An 18,701-nucleotide genomic window follows, 5' to 3' on the forward strand; every position below is an offset into this window, starting at 1 on the left:
GAGAAAACGATGAAAAAACTACTATTGTCTACCGCACTTGCCGCTCTGATGGCGGTTCCTGCGTTTGCGCAGAGTGACGAACCCAAGCTTGGCGGCAACATGATTGTCACCTACAAGGACGACGTCGCCACGCTTGACCCTGCCATCGGTTATGACTGGCAAAACTGGTCCATGATCAAGTCGGTGTTTGACGGGCTGATGGATTATGAGCCAGGCACCACCGTGCTGCGCCCCGGCCTGGCCGAAAGCCACACCCTGTCCGATGACGGGCTGACCTATACATTCAACCTGCGCCAGGGCGTGAAGTTCCACAACGGCCGCACGATGACGGCCGATGATGTTGTCTATTCGCTCAACCGTGTGGTCAACCCGGCCACCCAGTCCCCCGGACAGGGCTTCTTCAGCATGATCGAAGGCTTTGATGCAGCTGCTGCGGGCGAGGCAGATGGCCTTTCGGGAGTGACTGCGCCTGACGCAAACACTGTGGTCATCAAGCTGTCGCGGCCAGACGCCACCTTCCTGCATATCATGGCACTGAACTTCTCGTTCGTGGTGCCGAAAGAAGTAGTGGAGGCCGAAGGGGCCGATTTCGGCAAGAAGCCCGTCGGAACCGGCGCTTTCAAGCTCACCGAATGGTCTTTGGGCCAGCGTCTGACGTTTGAGAAGAACCCTGATTACTGGATCTCGGGCGTGCCTTATCTCGACAGTTTCACCGTCGAGGTTGGCCAGGAGCCTATCGTGGCCCTGCTGCGCGCCCAGAACGGCGAAGTGGACATTCCCGGTGACGGAATCCCGCCTGCAAAATTTGTCGAGGTAATGAATGACCCCGAGCAGGCAGCGCTGGTTGTCGAGGGTGGCCAGCTTCACACGGGCTATGTCACCATGAACGTCACAGCCGCTCCTTTCGACAAGGTCGAAGTGCGCCGCGCCGTCAACATGGCGATCAACAAGGACCGTATCGTTCAGGTCATCAATGGTCGCGCGGTGCCGGCAACCCAGCCACTGCCGCCCACCATGCCCGGTTACACCAAGGACTACGCCGGCTATGCGTATGATCCCGAAGCTGCGAAAAAGCTTCTGGCCGACGCGGGCTATGCCGATGGATTTGAAACCGAGCTGTTCGTGATGAACACGGACCCCAACCCGCGAATCGCCCAGGCCATCCAGCAGGACCTGAAGGCGATCGGTATCGATGCAGCGATCAAGTCGTTGGCACAAGCCAACGTGATCGAGGCGGGCGGCGCAGGCACCGCGCCGATGATCTGGTCTGGTGGCATGGCATGGATTGCCGACTTCCCGGATCCCGCCAACTTCTATGGACCGATCCTGGGATGCGGTGGCGCCGTGGAAGGCGGCTGGAACTGGGCAAAATACTGCAACGAGGATCTGGACGCCAAAGCTGCAGAAGCAGATTCCATTGTCGATCCGGCCAAGGGCGATGAGCGCCTGAAGATGTGGTCCGATATCTACATGGCCGTGATGGAAGACGCGCCATGGGCGCCGGTGTTCAACGAGCAGCGCTTCACCATGAAATCGGCCCGCCTTGGCGGTGACGATGCGCTTTTTGTTGATCCAGTGTCGATCCCTGTCAACTACGACTACGTCTTCATCAAGGAGTAAGGCACGGCATGTGCAAGCACTGTAACCACACTATCCACGCCCATCAGCACCATTTCGGCTGGGACAATAGCATTGCCCCTGCCTTGACTGCTGCGCCGGGCGAGACAATCCTGTTCCAGTGCCTCGACAGTTCCGGGGGCCAGCTTGGCCCCCGTTCCACCGTCGAGGAAGTGGCAAAACTGGATTTTGGCAAAATCAATCCGGTTTCCGGCCCCATCTTCGTCGACGGGGCGAAGCCCGGCGATGTGCTGAAGGTGACCATTGAAGGTTTCACCCCGCAACTGCGTGAAGGGGCGGGATTTGGCTGGACCGCGATCATTCCAGGCTTTGGGCTTCTGGCCGATCAGTTTGCCGAACCGGCGCTGACGGTGTGGAAATTCGACGTCGATGCCAAGGAGCAGGCGCTGTTTGGCAAGAACGGCCGCGTGCCGCTGAAGCCGTTTGCCGGAACCATCGGCAATGCACTGGCGGAGCCGGGGCTGCACTCGGTTGTTCCCCCGCGCAGGGTAGGCGGCAATCTTGATATCCGCGACCTGGCGGCGGGCACCACGCTTTACCTGCCGGTGGAAGTGGATGGCGCCCTGTTCAGCGTTGGCGATACGCACGCCGCGCAAGGCGACGGCGAAGTGTGCGGGACGGCGATCGAAAGCCCCTTCGACGCGATCCTGACGCTGGAACTAATCAAGGATCAACCGCTGAAAACTCCGCGCTTTACCACCCCAGGCCCCGTCACCCGGCACCTCGACGCCAAGGGCTATGAGGTGACAACCGGAATCGGTCCTGATCTTTGGACCGCAGCAAAAGACGCCTTGTCCGGCATGATTGATCTGCTGTGTGCCACACAGAAACTGTCCCCGGCCGACGCCTATATGCTGGCATCCACCTGCGGTGATCTGCGGATTTCCGAAATCGTGGACATGCCCAATGTGGTCGTCAGCTTCTACTTCCCCAGAGTCGTGTTCGAATGACTATTGCTGAACCGCTTTCACCGGCGCTGGATGCAGACAGGCAGGGCGTTGTCCTGTCGGTCCGTAATCTTCATGTCTCGGCCCGGTCAGAGGATGGGCTGGTGCCGCTGGTTCAAGGCCTTTCCTTTGATCTCAACCGCGGCGAAGTGCTGGCCATTGCCGGGGAAAGCGGCTCAGGCAAATCGATCACGTCGCTCGCCTGCATGGGGCTTCTGCCCCAGCCGGCCGTGCGCATTACCCAGGGCTCGATCCGGCTGGGCGAGATTGAACTGACCAGCCTGCCGGAATCGCAGATGCGCGCACTGCGTGGCGCCCGCATCGCCATGATCTTCCAGGAACCGATGACTGCGCTGAACCCGGTGATGAGCATCGGCCGCCAACTGATCGAGGCAATCCGCGCACATGACCCCGTATCCGTGAGCGATGCACGGGCGCGCGCGCTGGAAGCCGTGCGGGCCGTTCGCCTGTCACAGCCCGAGAAACGGCTTGAGCAATTTCCCCATGAACTTTCCGGCGGCATGCGCCAGCGGGTGATGATCGCCATGGCCATCGCCCTGCGTCCCGACGTGCTGATAGCCGATGAGCCGACAACCGCGCTGGATGTGACAGTGCAGCGAGAGGTGCTGGACCTGCTGCGCGATCTCCAGCGAGATCTGTCCACTTCGGTCATTCTGATCACCCATGATATGGGCGTTGTGGCTGAAATGGCCGACCGTGTGATCGTCATGCGAAAGGGCAGCACCGTTGAAAGCGCCGCCACGGTCGAACTGTTTGAAAACCCGCGCGAAGACTACACACGTGAACTTCTGGCCGCTGTGCCTCGCATCGGTGGCGCTGAGGCGCGTGCGCCGCTCAAAAAACATGACCCCCTGGTGCGCATTGAAGATGTTTCGGTGCGCTTTCCCGTCCGTCAGGGCGTGCTCGGCCGGATCAAGGCTCAAGTCCATGCGGTGGAGCATGTCTCGCTCGAGATTATCCGCGGCGAAACCCTTTCCCTTGTCGGGGAAAGCGGCTGCGGCAAATCCACGATTGCCAAGGCGCTGGTCGGACTGGTGCCCTACAGCGGCAACATAGAGGTGAACGGCAACAGCCTGGTTCGTCTGGACGCAGCAGGCCGCAAGGCACTGCGCCGCGATCTGCAGATCGTCTTTCAGGACCCGATGGCCGCGCTTGATGCGCGGATGACGGTTGGCGAGCTTATCCGCGAGCCGCTAGCCATCCACAACATCGGTACCATCGAAGAACAACGCGCACGCGTCTACCAGTTACTCGAACGGGTCGATCTGTCGCCTTCTTACTACAGTCGCTATCCGCACCAGTTCTCCGGCGGCCAGCGTCAACGCATTTGCATCGCCCGGGCACTGGCTCTCAAGCCCCAGTTGATCGTCTGCGACGAGAGCGTGGCGGCACTCGATGTCTCGATACAGGCACGGATCCTGGACCTCCTGCGTGACCTTCAAAAGGAAATGGGGGTGACCTACCTGTTCATCAGCCACGACATGGCTGTCGTCGAGAACATTTCCGATCGTGTGGCGGTCATGTATCTGGGCCAGATCGTCGAAATGGGGACGCGTGAGCAGGTGTTCGGCAACCCGCGCCACAGTTATACGAAACGGCTTCTCGCCGCCGTCCCTGTGCCCGATCCACGCAGCCCGCGCGCTGGCCTGCCAAGACTGACCGGCGAAGTTCCTAGCCCGGTCTGGCCTTTAGGTTCAGGCCCCGCGCGGCGGGCTCTGGTAGATGTGGATGCTGGCCATCTGGTTGCCCCGGAATAGGCCGACCGCTGGCCCAACTTGGATGATAACTGTCACATTAAGCTCACCCGACGTTTGCTGCTTGGCCAGAGAGCATATTCCTATTGCTCAAGCACCAACCTGTGGACTGACCGCTATCCGTTCTTCCGGGGGTTGTTGGTCTTGCCCCCAGTTATTATCCAGCAGGGGTCTGCTGCTGGCGCTGTTGTTGCCTTGATAGGCGAGAGGTCTATCCAACCATAATTGTAGCGAGAATCTCATCAACATTCTGGACACGGCAATAGCCGCCAAAGACCTTCAGGGCGGCGGCGTGGCGTTGTTCCGTGTAGGCCGCACAGGCGTCCGCTGCGCAGACCATGTAATAGCCGCGATCTGCGCCGTCGCGGATCGCCATATCGATGCACTGGTCGGTGACAAATCCTGTGATGATGACGTTCTCGATACCCAGATTGCGCAGCACGTAATCGATGTTGGTCGAGTTGAAGACACCTGACGAGGTTTTTGGCAGCACGATCTCATCGCCCATCGGCGCGACATCATCGATAACCTTGGCCAGCGGCGATCCCTTGGGGACGTGGATATTGGACAGCTTGTGGTCCAGGGACCGGTCCCGCCCGTCCTGGGTCAGTGATTCAATAACAGTGTAGATCACCTCGACGCCGCGTTCGCGCGCCGTGTCCAGCAACCGGCGCATGGCTGGCAGCGCCCGGTGCTTCAGCGCTTCAGCGAATTCCGGATGTTGTTGCAGTATCTCAGGCTGCAATTCGGCATTCTGGGCATCAACGACCAGAATGGCTGTTTTCCGCGAATCCAGATTTCTGTCGCGCCCCTCATACCGGGCGAGTGTGCCGCCGATGTTCGTACTCATTTCAAACCATCTCCCGATTGGTGACTATGCCAACGGCCCAGAAAAAAGACAGGGCCAAGCTGGGCCCCGTCTTCTCTGCTACCTGCAAGCGGTGTTTAGTTGGTTTCCGGATTCCAGATTTCTTCAACAGCATATTTGCCGTTTTTCACGCTGATAATGGAAACCGGCTTCGGCGGAACCATGGTCTCGCGCGTATAGCTGATTTCACCGGTAACACCCTTGAAGCCCCGGGTTTCTGCGAGGGCATCGCGGATATCTTTGGGTTCGGCTGAATCTGCGCGGCGGATCGCATCGGCAACCAGCATAAGCGCGTCGTACCCGAGCGGAGCAAACGCATTTTCCGGATCAATGCCATATTCCGCCTTGTAGTCCTCGACGAACTTGGCCACTTCCGGGCGGTCATCAGCGCGGTAGGTATGGGTCGAGAAATAGACGTCATTGGCCAGTTCCGGCCCCGGCACGCTCGCCACCAGTTCAGTGTCAAAACCATCACCGGAAACGATTGGCATGGTGATGCCCTGCTCGCGGATCTGCTTTACCGACAGCCCGGCTTCGGAAGGAATGGCCGAGATGAACACGGCATCCGGCTTCGGATCCAGGGAGCCAATACGGGCGATCTGGGCAGAAAAGTCGGTGTCGCCCATCATGAAGGTGTCCGTCCCGACAATCTCACCGCCGCGCTTTTCGAACCGTTCGACAAAGAACTTGCTCAAAGCCTTGGTGAAATCCATCGAGTTGTCAGTCCACACAGCGACCTTGCGGGCACCAAGCTTGTCATAGGCATAGTCCGCGATGGCATAGGACTGGTCATCGTCACCAAACGGCGCCATGAACATGTAGTCGCCGACCCACTGCGGCAATTCCGGATGGGTCGCCCCCGAAGTGACAAACGGGATGCCTTCTTCCTGAAACAGCGGCGCTGCGGCCATCACGAATGTCGTGTCTGACTGACCAATGCCCGCGACCACTCCTTCGGAGAGAACACGTTGAGCCGACTTGGCGGTTTCCTGCTGGTCGGTCTTGCCATCAGGGGCAATCAACACGACCTGCTGGCCGAGCAGTCCACCACCCTCGTTGATCTGCTTGACTGCAAGTTGCGCGCCCTTGAGCGATGGCCCGTCAAGTGACGACATGCCTCCGGTCAGATTGTATAGCGCGCCGATTTTGATTTCTTGTGCGTGGGCCGCTCCCAGCATGGCAGCGAAGGCCACCGATGCGGCGATCAAACTTTTCATGCTAATCTCCTTGTTAAATTAGTCGAATGTTCACCCTCACACATAAGCTGTGCACACACCTCATGCGTCGATAGCAGCATGCCTCTGCAAATGGATAACGTCAATCGAATGGTACATTTTTTCTTTCAATGAGCATGTTTGTCTGATTTGATACAGATGGAGGCGTCATCTCTGATGAGTAAATATCAATGAACGTGCTTGAGGAACTGAGGCAGGCATTGCCTGAATTGAGCAGCCGGGAGGCGCGTGCGGCGCGTCATCTCATGGCCAATTATCCAATGGCGGGCCTGACCACGGTCGCTGACTTTGCCGGTCAGAGCGGTGTCAGCACGGCAACGGTGTTGCGCCTCGTCAAGCGGTTGGGTTTCCCGGTCTACGCGGATTTTCAGGTGGCGTTGCGCGGTCACATCGAGGAAACCCTTCAGTCGCCACTGATGCGCTTTGGCGAACGCAAGGTGCGTGACGAAGCGGCCAAGTCATCGTTTCTTGCAAGAACCAGCGATCGCCTTGCCGAGCACTTCCGCGCGCTGCCGGATCTAATTTCCGAAAAGGAATTCGACAAGGTTGCCGTTCTGCTGGCTGACCCGCGGCGTGACATTCACCTTTTGGGTGGCAGGTACTCGTCAAACATTGCCAATTACATGGGCGACCTGCTGATCGCAATCCGGGGAAAAGTCTATCCGATTTCGGGGCAGACCCAGATCTGGCCGCAATGCCTGCTCGACATAGGGCGCAACAGTATCCTGGTTGTCTTTGATGTTCGCCGTTACCAGGACGATGTCATCAACTTCACCGATGCCGCCGCCAAGCGGGGCGCGACCATCGTCCTGCTTACCGATATCTGGCAGTCGCCAGCCGCACGTTCGGCGCACCATGTACTGGCCTTCCCGGTGGAAGCGCCGTCGATATTTGACGTTCTGACCGTCGGCACCGGTGTGGCCGAAGCCCTGGTTGGCGCCGTCGCCAGCAAGGTGGACACGACTGGCAAAAAGCGGATCGAAGCGCTGGAAGATCTGCGGTCACACCTTGCCGCAAACAATCAGACCGGCGCCAAAAGCAATCAAAAAACGAGATGAGGACTGCCATGTTGCGTGAAGAGATCATTATGTTGTGCACGGCCGATCTGGCTGGCCAGGTTAGAGGCAAGGGCTTTCCGGCCAGTGATCTCGAAAGCCGCCTCAAGAAAGGCATTGGCTGGACCCCGACCAACAGCATGATCACCGCACACGGCCCGATCGCGCCAAGCCCCTGGGGGCCGTTTGGAGATACAGTGCTGGTTCCCGATGACGCCACGCGTGTCCGGGTTGATTTTGGCGATGAACACACCGCGTTTCATTATATGATGGCCGATATATGCAATCTTGACGGGACCCCGTGGAGCGTTTGTCCGCGCAGTTTCCTCAAGCGCATGCTTAAGCAACTCGAGGACCGTCATGGCCTCAAGCTGAAGGCAGCATTCGAGCATGAGTTCATGCTCGAGGATGTCGAGGAATTACCCAATGCAAGCTACGCCCTTGATGCGTTTCGGCGCCAAGGCAGCTTTGCCGAGACCTATCTCGGCGCGCTCAAGGCTGCAGGCCTCGAGATTGATACGTTCATGCCGGAATACGGACCCAAACAGTATGAGGTAACGGTTGGGCCAGCTGAAGGCGTCAAGGCGGCTGACGAGGCCGTGGCAGTGCGCGAGATCGCGCGTGCGGTTGCCCAGTATTTCGATACAAGGGCAAGCTTCACCCCAATCCTGCGGCCTGACGCGGTAGGCAACGGCGTGCACATGCACTTCAGCCTGATGGACGCAGCATCCGGAAAGCCGGTCAATTACGATAGCCAGGGCAAGAACAACATGTCGGAAACCGCCGGCTCGTTTCTGGCTGGCATTCTCAAGCTCATGCCTGCGCTGACGGCCATTACCGCCGCCGGCACGATTTCCTATCTGCGGTTGACCCCCAATCGCTGGAGCGCGGCCTACAACAATCTGGGGGAGCGCGACCGTGAGGCCGGTTTGAGGATCTGTCCGGTTTTCCCCGGTTCCGGGACTGATATTTCAAAACAGTTCCACTTTGAATTTCGCGCGGCCGATGCGACGGCAAATCCTTACCTGGTTCTGGGCACATTGATTGCCGCAGGCCTTCATGGACTTGACCAGAAACTCGACCGGCCGGAAGTCTGTCCCGGCCCGCCGCAGGATCTTGAGGATGCGCAACTCCGCGACCTGGGCATTGTGCGTTTGCCGCAATCATTAACCGAGGCACTGGACCTGTTCGAGGGCGAAGCCGCATTCAAGCCGTTGCTGGGTGAAGATTTGATCCAAGCCTATCTTGCGCACAAACGCTTTGAGGTGGACCTGATGAAGGACCTGTCGGACGGGCAGCAGTGCGAGAAATACCACTTGGCCTACTGATGAAACCGGACTGCGCCCCGCTATTGCCGGGCGCAGTCTATAACCAGCAGAATTTGTCCCGGTCTTCGGCGATGCGTTAACCGCTGGTGTCGCGCTTGATTGCAGCGATCAGGCTGTCTGTTGTCTCCATGCGGCAATAGCCCTTGAACGCCGCCAGCGCCGACTGGTGTCTCGCTTGAGTATCGGTTGCACAGCAATCGGCCACGCAAACCATGTGAAAGCCGCGATCAGCGCCATCGCGAATGGTATGATCGATGCATTGGTCGGTGAGAAAACCGGTTACAAACAGGGTGTCGAGCCCGATATTGCGGATCAGATATTCGAAGTTGGTCGAATTGAAGAGGCTGGAAGAGGTCTTCGGAATGATCATTTCGTCGCCCTGAGGCGCCACCTCGTCGATCACCTTGGCGTCCCAGGATCCCTTGGGAATGAAGAAATTCGAAAGCTTGTAGTCGAGGCTGCGGTCACGGCCATCGTCGGTGAAATTCTCCATCACCGTATAGATGACCTCTATGCCGTTTTGCCGGCATGACTCGGCCAGCCGGCCGATATTGCCGATAACGTGCCCGCGAGCAGCCTCGTAAAATTCGGGTCGTGGCTGACGGTTCGCTGCATCCATCACCCAGTTCTGCACGTCGATCACCAGCAACCCGCAGCGCTCGGCGCTCAGCGGCAAGACGCGACCCGGGTAAACATCCTTGCGGCGCGGTTCTGTCATGGTTCCTGCCTTCCACTGAATAATTTGCGAATGACCACCGGTTCACCACTGCCGAAAAGTCCCGACGGTTTGAGGTAAAGCACGAGGATCAGGCAAAGCGCTACTATCACCTGGCTCAATCCATAAAGCCCCACGCTCTCCTCAACGGGCCGCAGGCTTTCGGACACGATGGTAATAACCGTCGCCGCAAGCAGAGCTCCCATGATGCTGCCGGAACCGCCGATGACAACCATCACCACGATGTTGAAGGCCAACAGAACCGAATAAGTTTTCGGGGTCACGACACTGATGAGATGGGCCAGCAGCGCGCCGGCCATGGCGGCCATGATGGCGCCGATGACAAAGGCCAGAATCTTGAGCCGCGCTGCGTTGATGCCGCTGCACTTGGCAGCAAGCTCATTCTCGCGAACCGCCATCATTGCGCGTCCCAGCGACGAGAACTTGATCCGCCATGTCACAGCAACCACCAGCACCAGGAATCCGAATGCCCACCAGATGTCAACATACCGGGGCAGCCCACTGATGCCTGATCCGCCGCGAGTAATGCCGTCCCAGTTGGTTGCGAGCCCCTGGACAACGATGATCAATCCCAGGGTCGCCACTGCCAGATAGTGCCCCTTGAGCCGAAGCACGGCGCCGCCAATGGCCAAGGCGACCAAGCCACCGGCCAGGCCGGCGACGAGCAATGCCGGCAACATCGACCACTCGGTTGACGCAAGCCAGTCCGGCAGATCGGGGAGCATCGACCCTTTTCGCCTTGCACTGAATGTCAGGATGGCGGCGACATAGGCGCCAATCGTCATGAAGGCCGGGTGCCCCAGTGAAAACAGTCCGGTAAGGCCGTTGGTTAGTGTCAGCGATACCGCCAATGCTGCATTTATGAACAACAATGCCAGCAGGGTAACGGTATAATTGCTCAGTCCCTTGCTCGCCACAAAGATCGCAAGGCACGCGATCACGACAACAGCGGCCGCGGCGACAAACCCCTTCATCGGGGTTGCATGCGGGGTAATTGCCCGAGCCTCGTTGAGTTCTCTCGCCTTCATCTTATGCGCGCTCCTCGGTATTGCGTGCAAAAAGCCCCGATGGCTTGACCAACAGAATGACAATCAGCAGCAGGAACACAAACGTATCGCGATAGCCCGAGAACTCCTGTGGCAACAAACCGACAAAGAGAACTTCGGCAAGCCCGAGAATGTAACCGCCGAGCATGGCGCCGCCAATCGAGCCGACACCGCCGATGACACAGGCGACAAATGCCTTCAGTCCCGGCACAAACCCGAGCAGGGGATCAATCTGGCCGAATTTGCCGCCCCAGAACAGGCCGGAAACGGCAGCCAGCGCACTGCCGATGGCGAATGCGGCGAGGATCGTCCGATTGACCGCAACCCCCATCAGCCGAGCAGCCATCAGGTTCTCGGCCGTCGCCCGCATCGCCGTGCCGAGCTTGGTGCGATAAACCACCAGAAACAGCCCGCCGATGAGAAGCAGGGTCAGCACGATAATGACGAGATCTGTCAACGAAGCATTGACCCCGCTAACTTCGATGCGTTGACGCATGAAGGCTGGAAACAGAAAGTTCCGCGGCTGACCGGACAGGATCATCAGCGCGCTGTTTTGAATGGCAATCGAAACCGCCAGTGTTGCGATAAAGCCGGTGACCGGACTGGCGCCACGCATCGGCCGAAAAATGATCGTCTCGATCGCCATGCCCGCAAGCGCGCCGATCGCCAGTACAAAGATCAGGATGACCGGCCACGGTACGCCTGCGCTCACCAGGGCGAGCGTTGAGAATGCCCCGATCATCACCAGGTCCCCATGGGCAAAATTGATCAGTCGGACGATGCCGTAGATCATCGAAAACCCGATCGCGACAAGCGCATAGAGACTGCCAAGCGCAAGGCCGTTGATCAGTTGTTGGAAAAGATATTGGCTCATGCTGCAACCCCGAGATAGGACTGCCGGACCCGGTCGTTCTGGGCAAGTTCTGCGCCGGTGCCCGAAAGCACGATGCGTCCGTTCTCCATGACATGGGCGCGGTCGGCGATATCGAGCGCCATTGCCGCGTTTTGTTCAATCAGCAAGATGGTGACACCTGTCGCTTTCAGCTGTTCGATAATATCGAAAATTTTCTCGACGATCTGCGGGGCGAGACCAAGGGAGGGCTCATCCAACAGCAGCATTTTCGGTTTGGCCAGCAAAGCTCTGCCGATGGCGAGCATCATCTGTTCGCCGCCGGACAGCGATCCGGCCGCTATATGCGCTCTTTCGGACAAGATCGGAAACAGTTCATAAACGTGTTCGGTCGTCTGTTTTATCGCCGCTTTGTCCGATTGTGTGTAGGCGCCCATGGCGAGGTTTTCCGCCACGCTGAGCGACTGGAATACCTGTCGCCCCTCGGGGCATTGGACCAGCCCGGCGCGAACGATTTTTTCAGATGAAGATTGCACCAGGTCAATTGTTGTTCCACCCGCGGTGAACAGAATTGAACCCGAACGCGCCGGCAATAGCCCCGAAAGGGTCAGCAAGGTGGTTGATTTCCCGGCACCATTGGCTCCGATCAGTGCCACCAGACTGCCCTCGTCAACGCCAAAAGCCACGTCCTTGAGCACATGCGTCGCACCTCGGAACACATTCAGATCGCGTATCTCAAGCATGGGCTTTTTCCTTTCGCCTGGTGCCGAGATAGGCCTCGATCACACCCGGATCCTTCTGGACGTCGACCGGCGTACCCTCGGCAATCAGCGTGCCTCGGTTAAGCACCTGGATACGGTCGCACAGATCCATGACGAGATGCATGTCGTGTTCCACCACCAGAACAGCGATGCCAAAATCGGAATTGATCCGGCGGATGAAATCGACCAGATCGCGGGTTTCAGACGGATTCAGCCCTGCTGCAGGCTCATCGAGCAGCAACGCCTTGGGCTGCCCGGCCAACGCCCGCCCGATTTCCACCCGGCGCTGATCGCCGTAGGAAAGATCGCCCGCCTTGCGGGCTGCAAGTTCCTGCAGGCCGATCCGTTCGACGATATCGCGGCTCACATCCCGCAGCTTTTCTTCCGCCCTCCAGAATGACGGAAGCTGCAGGATGGTCGCAAGCGTACTGGCACCATGGCGCATGTGACCGCCGCACATGATGTTTTCGAGTACGCTGAGATCGTCAAAGAGACGAATGTTCTGGAAGGTTCGGGCCAGCCCGGCGCGCGCCATGACATGGGGGGGAGAACCGGTATGGTCACGGCCCTCGATTCGGATCGTCCCGGATGAAGGTTCCAACACGCCGGTCAGCAGATTGAAAGCAGTTGTCTTGCCAGCGCCGTTGGGGCCAATCAAGCCGACCAGTTCTCCCCTGGCCAGTTGCAATCCATAGCCATCCACTGCCAGCAAACCACCAAACCCCCGTTGCAATCCGCTCGCATCAATGACTGGTACTTCTGCCACGTAAGTGTGCTCCTTCAATTGCCTCCGACGATAAGGTGCCGTCCCCACGATCGTCAACTAAAAGATACATCTTGCAATGTTTCGATTGCATTTGTACGAATTGATACAAACAGCATGGAGCGGAAAAGTGTCTGATTTGCACGATAACACCAAGGCGATGGTGCTCTCACCCGGGGAACCTCATCCTCTGGAGATTTTCAACCAGAGTGCCACATCTGATTATTTTCTGATTTGCGAGCATGCTGGAAACCGAATTCCTCAGAGCCTTGGCACAATGGGGCTGTCGGAGACCGACCGTCAGCGGCATATCGCCTGGGATATTGGCGCGCGCGCGGTCGCAATCGAACTGTCGAAATTGCTCGATGCACCACTCTATACCCAGCGCTACTCGCGCATTGTCTGTGATTGCAACCGCCGCCCCGATGTGGCCGCCTTCACACCTTTACGAAGCGAAGCCACTGATGTGCCGGGCAACCTGGACCTGACGCCGGAAGCATCCGATGCCCGGGCGCGGGAGATATTCTGGCCATTCCACAATGCGGTAACTGAAGCGCTCGATGACCGTCGGCAACGCGGTATCCCCACCAAACTGGTCACCGTGCATTCCTTCACGCCTGTCTATCTTGGTCAGAAACGGCCTTGGGAAATCGGGGTCCTGTTCAACCGCGACCGTGCCCTGGCGCCGTCGGTTGCCGCCTGGCTCAAAGACAACACGGATCTGTGCATCGGCATAAACGAGCCCTATGCGGTTGGCGACGATACCGATTACGCCATACCTGTGCACGGCGAACAACGCGGCTTGCCCTGCGTGGAATTCGAGATTCGCAACGACCTCATTGCCGATGCCAGTGCCGCCCCGCATTGGGCGGAGATTCTGCGCGACGCATTGGTCGGGAGTAGTCGCAGCGACTGACGCGAGCTTGCCGGAGGAAACCTGTTGAGCTCAGCCGGTCGGAGTGGCGTGCCCCCATCAGGTGGTCCGGTTTGATTGTTAGTGCATCATGGGCGTCTGGTCCATCGGGACAATGCTTTCCGGCGCGGGCGGGCGGTAGCCCAGAGCGCTATGCGGCCTGACGGTGTTGTAGTGGATACGCCATTGCTCGATCAGGATTTGCGCCTCCCTTAGGCTGTAGAAAATTTCGCCGTTCAGCAGCTCGTCGCGGAACCGGGCGTTGAAGCTTTCGCAGTATCCGTTCTCCCATGGTGAGCCTGGCTCTATGTAGGCCGTCTTGGCTCCAACAGCTGCAATCCAATCCCGTACTTTCTGGGCGATAAATTCCGGCCCATTGTCCGACCGAATGTATTCCGGCGGGCCGCGCAGGATGAATAGGTCTGTCAGAGCATCCAGCACGTCCGTTGAGTTGAGCTTGCGGTCCACGCGGATCATGAGTGCCTCCCTGGTGTATTCCCTCTCGCCGTTTGCAAGCAAACGCCTGCCGGGCAGTGGTCGATGATATTCAGCGTCCGATAGACGCGGCCGTCAGCGGTTCGATCCTGGACGAAGTCGTAGGACCAGACGTGGTTTGGCCGTTCCGGTCTGAGACGCACACATGATCCGTCGTTCAGCCTAAGCCGCCCCTTTTTCTTCTGCTTTTGTGGCACTTTCAGCCCTTCACGCCGCCAGATGCGCTCAACCCGCTTATGGTTTACCTGCCAGCCCGCGTTGTTCAGCAGACCGGTGACCATGCGATACCCATAGCGCCCGTACTTGTCGGCCAGTTCGATGATATCATCGGTCAGCCGTTCTTCATCTGCCCGGCCCTGTGGCACCTTGCGCTGTGTGGATCGGTGTTGTCCGAGCGTGCGGCAGGCGCGGCGTTCCGATACGCCGAGCTCCCGCCGCACATGGTCGATGCACTTGCGACGACGCGAAGGGCTTAGAAGTTTCCCTTTGCCGCCTCGGTCAGGATGAGTTTGTCCAGTGTCAGGTCAGACACCGCCCGCCGAAGCCGCTGGTTCTCCTTCTCCAGCTCTTTCAGCCGAGTGAGTTGAGATCGCTGCATCCCGCCATAGAGCTTCCGCCATCGATAAAACGTCTGCTGTGTCACGCCGATCTGGCGCACCGCGTCAGCAATCGTCGCACCTTGCCCTTGCAGAACTTCAACCTGCCGAAGCTTCGATACAATCTCTTCCGGTTTCTCTCGTTTTCCAGCCATCGCTGATCCTCCAATTTGAGGGATAATCTATCCCAGTTGGTGGACCACTTTCAGGGGGCAACTCCAGTAGCCCCGCATCTCGGCGATTTGGTCCAGTTCGCGTGCAACCCGAATGCCGGACAGGGAGGTATCGACAACGGCGGCCAGGCATTCCCGGCTGAAGTCATCAATCACGTTCAGGATGCGGAACCGGCGACCACACGACAGGCTGTCTGATACGAAGTCCAGACTCCACCGCTGGTTAGGGCCCTGCGGGATTGCCATCGGCGCTCTGGTGCCCAAGGCACGCTTCCTGCCACCACGTTTGCGCACGGTCAGACCCTCCTCCTTGCAGAGGCGATACAGCTTCTTCCGGTTCACTTGCCAGCCCTCTCGCCGCAGCAGGACATGCAGACGCCGATAGCCGAACCGCCGTCGTTCAGACGATAAATCCTTCAACCGTGCTCGCAGCTCCGCATCTTCCAACCGTGTTGGCGGCCGCCGATAAACACGTGGATCGATCCCCGCCAAAGCACAGGCCCGCCGCTGACGATATCCTTTTTGTGTCATGGCCCAGTCCACGGCGTGCTGCCGCGCACCAGGCCTCAGAAGTTTTTCCCAGCATTTCCTTGAGCGTCGAGACATCCATCATCTGCTCGGCCAGCAACTTTTTGAGTTTGGCGTTCTCAGCCTCCAGCGCCTTCAGCTTTTTGGCATCCGATACTTCCATGCCGCCAAACTTTGCGCGCCACTTTTAGAAGGTCGCATCGCTTACGCCGTGTTTCCGGCATAGCTCCTTCGCACCCAGCCCCGCCTGATGCTCCTTCAGAATTCCAATGATCTGTTCCTCAGTGAACCTTGATCGTTTCATCGTCTGTCTCCTTCAGTAGGAACAGACTAACCTCAATTCGAGGACGTTTCAGGGGAGCAGGTCAAAAGCAGTCGACGTAGACGGGTGGCCGTTTCATCCCATATAGCGGTCGTTAGACTTACACAATGCTGAGTATGGATGGATGGCCGAGCTGACAAAACAGCAGCTTGGCGTTTGACTCTGTCAAGGCTACGCCACCTAGAAGCGCCCTGATTTGATCGCGGACCTAATATGGCTTGCGTGGGCGTCCTTGGCCGGCGATTAACGCGGCATCCTCATCATAATATGTCAGGTCAAATCGCGACAGCCGTTCTTGCGACAGTCTGTAGTTGTTGGAATACGTCGAACCGGGCATCATGAAGATCGCGCACGGCGCCTTGCTGTGGTTGATACCGCGATGAGAAAGAGGACATCTTCGCCATCGCGACGTGAATGTCTTCATGTATCCCGGCTGCCACGCTTCCCAGAATTGCCGCGCCCAGGAGAACCGGCTCCTCGGTTGCAGGAGCGGCGAGTTCAATGCCTGTTGCATCGGCCAACAACTGCCGAACCAGATCGCTGCGGCCCGCGCCGCCGCTGATGACGATGCGATCCACCTTGGCTCCTGCCTTGGCTTGCGCATCGATGATCTGGCGCAAACCGTAGGCAATGCCGCACAGACCAGCGATATAAAGCGCGACCAGATTGTCGACGTCCCGTTCCATCCCCAGACCGGCAATGACGGCGCGGGTCTTCGGGTCTGCATAGGGCGCCCGGTTGCCAAGGAATTCCGGCACCACATGGACTGATCCAGCCAGTGCGCCCGCATTGGAACTTCCGTTTAACATGGCACCAGCGCGCTGTGCCAGCCAGGCAGGCAGGGACAAGTCCTCGCGCGCGGCCGCGGCGTGAGCTTCGGCGGCATGGGGGTGGAAATCCAGCAGTTGATCGATGGCTGCCCCAGCCGCTGACTGGCCGCCTTCATTGAGCCAAAGGCCCGGGACCATCGCCGAGAAATAAGGGCCCCATACGCCCGGCACGAAGACCGGTTCGCGGGTTGTGGTCATGGTGCATGAGGATGTTCCGAACACATAGGCGAGATTGGCCTCAGCTCCGCCGCCTCCCTCTGCCCCGACGGATCCGATACCACCTGCATGGGCATCGATCAGGCCGGCCGCCACGGGCGTTCCGGGCAAAAGGCCGAGATCACTCGCAGCCTGCACCGTCAGCCCTGAACCGAGAGACGAACCGGCGGCAACCACATTCGTGCCTATGCGCTCAAAGCCCTCGTCGACCAGCTCCTGCAGTCCGATGGCATTAAAATAGTCAGGATCCCATCTGTTTTCGTGCGCGAGATAGGTCCACTTGCAGGTCAATGTGCAGATCGAGCGGGAAAGATCGCCGGAGGCTCTCCAGCTCAGGTAATCGGTCAAATCCATGAATTGCCAGGCCTTGGCGAAAATGGCCGGACGGTTCTCCTTGAGCCACAGCAGTTTCGGCGTTTCCATCTCGGGCGAGATCTGCCCGCCCACGTAATTGAGCACCTTTTGGCCAGTCGCATTTATGCGTTCGGCCTGTTTTACTGCCCGATGGTCCATCCACAGCATGATGTTGCGATCAGGATAATCCGGGTTCCCCACAGGCAGGGGGGTGCCGTTCTCTCCAAGCACAACAAGTGAACATGTAGCATCAAAACCTACGCCGCGAATTTGCTCTGGCGCCACGCCTGCTGCGGCCACCGCACCGCGCACCGACTTGACCACAGCCTGCCAGATGTCCTCGCTCGATTGCTCGACGACATCGGCGCCTTCACGGTAAATCGACACTGGAGATTTGTCGGTGCCGACCAGGCGGCCGCTTGTCGTGAATACGCCTGCCCTGGCGCTCCCCGTCCCCACATCGATTCCAAGTACATAACCGTCTGAGCCATTGTTCATTTTGGTCATGGGTTCCCCCCAAGGCTTGAACCGATCACAGATCAACACTGTTTGGCAGGATCACCATGTCGCGGATAACGACACCGCGAGAACGCGTCAGCATGAACAATACGGCTTCGGCAACTTCGCGTGGCTGCATCAGCGAGCCATTGGCAAGCGCTTCTTCCATCTTTTCCTTGGGCCAGTCGTCAAGCAGAGCCGTGACGACTGGCCCGGGGAGGACGGCGCCCATGCGGATGCCGTATTGCGAAACCTGGCGCCGCGTGGTGTGAAGAAACGCCTGCACCGCAAATTTCGACGCCGTGTAGATCGGCTCCCAGACCACCGGGACAACACCTGCGACAGAGCTGGTAAAGATGATATCTCCGGTTCTGCGCTCAATCATGCCCGGCAAAACGGCCTGCACACTTCGGAACGCCGCGTTGATGTTGAGATTGAGAACCCGGTCCCATTCGTCCGGATTGCCCTCCGCGGCAGCCCCGCCGACATAGGCGCCGGCATTGGCATGAAAGATATCGAGCGGGCCAACTAATGCTTCGATCTGCGGCGCCATCGCCGAAACTTTGGGGCCGTCGAGAAGATCAATCACGAGCGGTTTGGCATTGTCGCCCAAATCCTCGCAGAGCTCGTTCAACCGATCCTTCGCCCGGTCGACCAACACGACCTGCGCACCTTCTTCGATCAGGATCCGGGCACATTCGAGCCCGATCCCCGATGCCGCACCGGTAATGGCTGCGGTCTTATTTTCCATTTTTTTGTTCATTGCATTTTCTC

At 58.6% G+C, this 18,701-nt stretch carries 15 protein-coding genes and 2 pseudogenes; 6 read left to right on the forward strand and 11 right to left on the reverse strand.

Features of this window, described 5'->3' with window-relative positions; genetic code table 11:
• Positions 1-9: 9 nt before the first annotated feature.
• Genes ACK6D9_RS21510 through ACK6D9_RS21520 form a run of 3 tightly spaced genes read left to right on the forward strand, consistent with a single transcriptional unit; the run spans position 10 to position 4,363 of the window.
• Positions 10-1,620: an ABC transporter substrate-binding protein gene (locus ACK6D9_RS21510; RefSeq protein ID WP_412050058.1), complete on the forward strand. Its 1,611-nt coding sequence runs from the start codon at positions 10-12 to the stop codon at positions 1,618-1,620.
• An 8-nt stretch (positions 1,621-1,628) separates the two neighbouring features.
• A complete protein-coding gene (locus ACK6D9_RS21515; RefSeq protein ID WP_412050059.1) occupies positions 1,629-2,588 on the forward strand; it encodes an acetamidase/formamidase family protein in 960 nt (319 codons plus the stop codon).
• The gene (locus ACK6D9_RS21520) at positions 2,585-4,363 is read left to right on the forward strand and encodes an ABC transporter ATP-binding protein (protein WP_412050060.1); all 1,779 of its coding nucleotides are present in this window, start codon (positions 2,585-2,587) and stop codon (positions 4,361-4,363) included. The genes ACK6D9_RS21515 and ACK6D9_RS21520 overlap by 4 nt, the downstream gene beginning before the upstream one ends.
• Positions 4,364-4,571: 208 nt before the next feature.
• Here ACK6D9_RS21520 and ACK6D9_RS21525 read toward each other — a convergent pair whose 3' ends face one another.
• Positions 4,572-5,210 carry an isochorismatase family cysteine hydrolase gene (locus tag ACK6D9_RS21525; protein WP_412050061.1) on the reverse strand — a complete coding sequence of 213 codons (639 nt, stop codon included), beginning with the start codon at positions 5,208-5,210 and terminating at the stop codon, positions 4,572-4,574.
• Positions 5,211-5,305: 95 nt separating this feature from the next.
• Positions 5,306-6,445, reverse strand: a complete 1,140-nt coding sequence (locus tag ACK6D9_RS21530) for an ABC transporter substrate-binding protein (RefSeq protein ID WP_412050062.1) — start codon at positions 6,443-6,445, stop codon at positions 5,306-5,308.
• 188 nt (positions 6,446-6,633) lie between these two features.
• Here ACK6D9_RS21530 and ACK6D9_RS21535 point away from each other — a divergent pair, with 188 nt between their 5' ends.
• Together ACK6D9_RS21535 and ACK6D9_RS21540 are read left to right on the forward strand one after the other, a co-directional pair.
• Positions 6,634-7,521, forward strand: coding sequence for a MurR/RpiR family transcriptional regulator (locus ACK6D9_RS21535; RefSeq protein WP_322989588.1), 888 nt, complete (start codon positions 6,634-6,636; stop codon positions 7,519-7,521).
• Between the two features lie 8 nt (positions 7,522-7,529).
• On the forward strand, positions 7,530-8,846 hold the full coding sequence (locus tag ACK6D9_RS21540) for a glutamine synthetase family protein (RefSeq protein WP_412050063.1): 1,317 nt from the start codon (positions 7,530-7,532) through the stop codon (positions 8,844-8,846).
• A gap of 76 nt (positions 8,847-8,922) precedes the next feature.
• Here ACK6D9_RS21540 and ACK6D9_RS21545 read toward each other — a convergent pair whose 3' ends face one another.
• Genes ACK6D9_RS21545 through ACK6D9_RS21565 form a run of 5 tightly spaced genes read right to left on the reverse strand, consistent with a single transcriptional unit; the run spans position 8,923 to position 13,005 of the window.
• Positions 8,923-9,564, reverse strand: a complete 642-nt coding sequence (locus tag ACK6D9_RS21545) for a cysteine hydrolase family protein (protein ID WP_412050064.1) — start codon at positions 9,562-9,564, stop codon at positions 8,923-8,925.
• Positions 9,561-10,610, reverse strand: coding sequence for a branched-chain amino acid ABC transporter permease (locus ACK6D9_RS21550; protein WP_322989585.1), 1,050 nt, complete (start codon positions 10,608-10,610; stop codon positions 9,561-9,563). The genes ACK6D9_RS21545 and ACK6D9_RS21550 overlap by 4 nt, the downstream gene beginning before the upstream one ends.
• A gap of 1 nt (position 10,611) precedes the next feature.
• Positions 10,612-11,502, reverse strand: a complete 891-nt coding sequence (locus ACK6D9_RS21555; protein WP_322989584.1) for a branched-chain amino acid ABC transporter permease — start codon at positions 11,500-11,502, stop codon at positions 10,612-10,614.
• Positions 11,499-12,221: an ABC transporter ATP-binding protein gene (locus ACK6D9_RS21560; protein ID WP_412050065.1), complete on the reverse strand. Its 723-nt coding sequence runs from the start codon at positions 12,219-12,221 to the stop codon at positions 11,499-11,501. The genes ACK6D9_RS21555 and ACK6D9_RS21560 overlap by 4 nt, the downstream gene beginning before the upstream one ends.
• On the reverse strand, positions 12,214-13,005 hold the full coding sequence (locus tag ACK6D9_RS21565; protein WP_412050066.1) for an ABC transporter ATP-binding protein: 792 nt from the start codon (positions 13,003-13,005) through the stop codon (positions 12,214-12,216). Before ACK6D9_RS21565 ends, ACK6D9_RS21560 begins: the two co-directional genes overlap by 8 nt.
• Before the next feature lie 157 nt (positions 13,006-13,162).
• On the opposite strand from ACK6D9_RS21565, the gene ACK6D9_RS21570 reads away from it, so the two are divergent.
• Complete coding sequence (locus ACK6D9_RS21570) at positions 13,163-13,918, forward strand: N-formylglutamate amidohydrolase (RefSeq protein ID WP_412051874.1); 756 nt, start codon at positions 13,163-13,165, stop codon at positions 13,916-13,918.
• A 78-nt stretch (positions 13,919-13,996) separates the two neighbouring features.
• On the opposite strand, the pseudogene ACK6D9_RS21575 reads toward ACK6D9_RS21570, so the two are convergent.
• The 4 genes and pseudogenes from ACK6D9_RS21575 to ACK6D9_RS21590 form a co-directional block, all read right to left on the reverse strand.
• Positions 13,997-15,161, reverse strand: a pseudogene (locus tag ACK6D9_RS21575) (IS3 family transposase).
• Between the two features lie 66 nt (positions 15,162-15,227).
• Positions 15,228-16,011 (reverse strand): annotated as a pseudogene (locus tag ACK6D9_RS21580) (IS3 family transposase); the annotation flags it as partial.
• A 293-nt stretch (positions 16,012-16,304) separates the two neighbouring features.
• Positions 16,305-17,936, reverse strand: a complete 1,632-nt coding sequence (locus ACK6D9_RS21585) for an FGGY-family carbohydrate kinase (RefSeq protein ID WP_412050067.1) — start codon at positions 17,934-17,936, stop codon at positions 16,305-16,307.
• A 25-nt stretch (positions 17,937-17,961) separates the two neighbouring features.
• Entirely contained in the window at positions 17,962-18,690 is a 729-nt protein-coding gene (locus ACK6D9_RS21590) for an SDR family oxidoreductase (protein ID WP_412050068.1), read from the reverse strand.
• Positions 18,691-18,701: the final 11 nt, after the last annotated feature.

It is taken from the genome of Hoeflea sp. Naph1, assembly GCF_046837775.1.
Taxonomy (GTDB): Bacteria; Pseudomonadota; Alphaproteobacteria; order Rhizobiales; family Rhizobiaceae; genus Hoeflea.

What these genes read in the sequence shown, in the direction of transcription:
- ACK6D9_RS21545 (WP_412050064.1), bottom strand. Translation starts at nt 9,564, where the DNA reads ATGACAGAACCGCGCCGCAAGGATGTTTACCCGGGTCGCGTCTTGCCG.
- ACK6D9_RS21515 (WP_412050059.1), top strand. Translation starts at nt 1,629, where the DNA reads ATGTGCAAGCACTGTAACCACACTATCCACGCCCATCAGCACCATTTC.
- ACK6D9_RS21535 (WP_322989588.1), top strand. Translation starts at nt 6,634, where the DNA reads ATGAACGTGCTTGAGGAACTGAGGCAGGCATTGCCTGAATTGAGCAGC.
- ACK6D9_RS21590 (WP_412050068.1), bottom strand. Translation starts at nt 18,690, where the DNA reads ATGAACAAAAAAATGGAAAATAAGACCGCAGCCATTACCGGTGCGGCA.
- ACK6D9_RS21530 (WP_412050062.1), bottom strand. Translation starts at nt 6,445, where the DNA reads ATGAAAAGTTTGATCGCCGCATCGGTGGCCTTCGCTGCCATGCTGGGA.
- ACK6D9_RS21540 (WP_412050063.1), top strand. Translation starts at nt 7,530, where the DNA reads ATGTTGCGTGAAGAGATCATTATGTTGTGCACGGCCGATCTGGCTGGC.
- ACK6D9_RS21525 (WP_412050061.1), bottom strand. Translation starts at nt 5,210, where the DNA reads ATGAGTACGAACATCGGCGGCACACTCGCCCGGTATGAGGGGCGCGAC.
- ACK6D9_RS21585 (WP_412050067.1), bottom strand. Translation starts at nt 17,936, where the DNA reads ATGACCAAAATGAACAATGGCTCAGACGGTTATGTACTTGGAATCGAT.
- ACK6D9_RS21555 (WP_322989584.1), bottom strand. Translation starts at nt 11,502, where the DNA reads ATGAGCCAATATCTTTTCCAACAACTGATCAACGGCCTTGCGCTTGGC.
- ACK6D9_RS21550 (WP_322989585.1), bottom strand. Translation starts at nt 10,610, where the DNA reads ATGAAGGCGAGAGAACTCAACGAGGCTCGGGCAATTACCCCGCATGCA.
- ACK6D9_RS21570 (WP_412051874.1), top strand. Translation starts at nt 13,163, where the DNA reads ATGGTGCTCTCACCCGGGGAACCTCATCCTCTGGAGATTTTCAACCAG.
- ACK6D9_RS21520 (WP_412050060.1), top strand. Translation starts at nt 2,585, where the DNA reads ATGACTATTGCTGAACCGCTTTCACCGGCGCTGGATGCAGACAGGCAG.
- ACK6D9_RS21510 (WP_412050058.1), top strand. Translation starts at nt 10, where the DNA reads ATGAAAAAACTACTATTGTCTACCGCACTTGCCGCTCTGATGGCGGTT.
- ACK6D9_RS21560 (WP_412050065.1), bottom strand. Translation starts at nt 12,221, where the DNA reads ATGCTTGAGATACGCGATCTGAATGTGTTCCGAGGTGCGACGCATGTG.